This window comes from Caballeronia sp. BR00000012568055, from assembly GCF_029439455.1.
Lineage (GTDB): Bacteria > Pseudomonadota > Gammaproteobacteria > Burkholderiales > Burkholderiaceae > Caballeronia.
The window spans coordinates 1-2,652 of the sequence record NZ_JAQFVG010000092.1 but is presented as its reverse complement, the minus strand read 5'-3'; the positions used below and the strand labels follow the sequence as shown (position 1 = coordinate 2,652).

General features: G+C 58.3%; 2 protein-coding genes. Both read right to left on the bottom strand.

Translation table 11 applies throughout. The features are described from left to right. Positions 1-531, bottom strand: a 531-nt coding sequence (locus P7F28_RS05975) for a 4Fe-4S single cluster domain-containing protein (RefSeq protein WP_277183568.1), incomplete at its 3' end; no start/stop codon positions are given. A 3-nt stretch (positions 532-534) separates the two neighbouring features. Further along, entirely contained in the window at positions 535-2,358 is a 1,824-nt protein-coding gene (locus P7F28_RS05970; RefSeq protein ID WP_306805797.1) for an AAA family ATPase, read from the bottom strand. Positions 2,359-2,652 lie beyond the last annotated feature (294 nt).

The following is a 2,652-nucleotide window of genomic DNA, read 5'->3' as shown; positions in this document are numbered from 1 at the left end:
ACCGTCCTCGTCAAACATGACATCCAGCGACTTATCGCTCTTGCAAAGGTCGCGTTCATATTGCGAAAACCTCTCCCGACCGAGCTCCGTGAGGAAATGCAAGCGCTGGTTATCGCTACCTCGCAGCGGTCGCGTATGTGGAGCATTGAGTTCAAATGGGTCGGTGATGAGCGCATCGATCAAACCGTCTGTCTGCGCAAGAATGCCTGCGAGCGACTCGATAGGATGACCGCTGTAGACGAGAATGTCGCCGGAAGACATCTCGCTCAGCGCCCGGACGAGCGCGACGAGGGCATCCGGCTGGTCAAAGGGCTCTCCACCCGAGATGGTAAAACCGTCCGCGTGAGGTAGCCATGCGCATACTTGCTCTAGGACGAGTTCGAGAGTAATTTCTCCGCCAGTGACGGCCCACGTATCTGCTGAGATACACCCCGGGCAGCGAATACTGCAGCCTTGAAACCATATGCCGATACGTTGCCCCGGCCCCAACGATCTGACGGGAAAGTGCAAGCGCGACAGACGGATGTTCATGGCCTAAAGCTTCTGCAACTGGAGCTCACCGCTTGAGATACCTGTAATCAGGAAGCGGTCGCCCGTCTTCGCGTCCTGGTCGAACAGGCCTCGCGCGAGCGGATTAATAAGGTGGGCCTCGATCTGGTTACGGATTCCACGACCGCCATTCGAGAGGTCGCCGAGGCACCGTTGCTGAAGCGCCACTCTAGAAGGTTGATCGAGTTCGACGGCCATACCTTGTGATGCAATGTCCTCAAGCACAACGCACACCATCTGGTCGAAAATCTCTTGCGCGACGTCGTCCCGAATAAAGTCGAAAACGATGATGTTCTCGCCAATCCGGTTCAGAATTTCCGGCCGGTTGAGCACCAACTTGAAGTGTCGCTCGATCTCGCCGAGCACCTTTTCCTCCATCTCCTCAAGGGAATCGCTGGCAAGCGCGTTAGGCACGCGTTGGCCCAATTCGTCTTCGCGGTAGATCCCGAGATTAGAGGTGAAGATGATCAATGCCTCGGAAAAGTAGACCCTGTCACCACGACCGGACGTGAGCACTCCATCATCGAGAATCTGCAGGAACTTGTCGAGAATCCGTGGATGTGCCTTCTCGATTTCGTCGAATAGCACGACGCTAAACGGCCGCTCTCGAATCGCGTTCGTCAATTCGCCGCCAACGTCATAACCGACATACCCGGGCGGCGCACCGATGAGGCGCTGGTCTGAATGCTCCGAGCTGAATTCGGACATGTCAAAGCGAATATAGGCGCTCTCGTCGCCAAACAGAAGACCGGTGAGTGTTTTCGCGAGCTCAGTCTTTCCAACACCAGTTGGCCCGGCGAGAAATGCGACGCCGCGTGGCCGATTGCCCTTGCGTTGCGAACCTACGCCGGTCATCGCGCGCTTGACAAGGTCCAGCATATGCGTTACCGCGTGAGCTTGTCCCTTTACGCGCTTGCGGATAATGGGTTCTGCGTTGCGTATCTTCTCGCGCCCAATCACCAGCCAGGGATCCTCAGTCACGCCGACCTTGTAACGCCTCACGGCATCAGAGATTTTCTCGATGGACACGTTTTCGACTCTGGCGAGCGTAGCGATCGCATTCATATCGGCTAGCAACAGGCCCTCGCTTCCGTCGACGAATGCCGACTCGGCTTCCTCGAGGGTCGTCGGCGACGCTCCCTGCGAGCCTGGTACGCCGCGCAGAAGTGCGCCCGAAAGCGCACGCCGGGCGGCGCTGTCGGGCTTGGATACCGGGATATGTCGGATTCGCGGGTTGCCAATCAGCAGCCAATCGGGCAAGTCGCCTTCCTTGTCGACGACCCAGATCACGGTGTTAAAGAAGGGACGTCGTTGCTCGCCTGCCGGACGAGCAACGACCGCGTGCGCGAGCACAAGCGCCCGCGTGAAGAGGTTGTGTTCCGCCGCGCTCAAAGACTCTGTCCGAACAGCGAGTCGCGAGGCGAAGTCAACGACTAGCGCGATTGGTGGCCCGGTCAGAGCAGTGAGGCGCTCAAGACAAGCAGCAAGCGCATCGACCCCGCCGGGCGCGGCACCCCCGACCGGCATCAGACCGAGACGTTTTAACGTCTCATCGCCGCGCTCAACAATAGGAACGCGCCCTTCGGGAACAGTAAAGCCGGACACCGGGTTCCAAACCACCAACTGGGCATAACCCGCCTCCCTGAGATTGTCAGCCAGAGCGTTCACGAGAGGCTGGGCCGTTACCACCCCGGGTGCCACCTCACAGGCCTGGAGGTCGCGAACGTTTCCGGACAGAACGAACTGGCTCTTCAATGGCAAAAAGCGCAGCAGATCCCTTAACCAGCGGGGCTTCACATAGGCGGACATGGCTTCGCGAAATGCTTGAAAATAGGCCAAAACGTTATCATAGCCGGTGCCCTGAGTGCCTTTACGGGCGCGGCTTTATCAAATCCACGCTGAATCGCCGCATAAAAAGGGTCGAGGCGTGGCCGAGCGTCCGTGGTCACTGTCAGAGGCAACTCTCAAGCCGGCTCTGGGCTCAATATATCGCTCCCATCCAGCTGATATTGCTCGATGATGCGTTGATTGTAGTCGTCGAGATAGGTCTGCAAATCGCGGCGGCCGACTAGTCGTACTGCGGCGGCGCCGGCGAGATCGATA

Excerpts from the sequence above, each read along its gene's own strand:
- P7F28_RS05970 (WP_306805797.1), bottom strand. The coding sequence starts at position 2,358 with ATGTCCGCCTATGTGAAGCCCCGCTGGTTAAGGGATCTGCTGCGCTTT.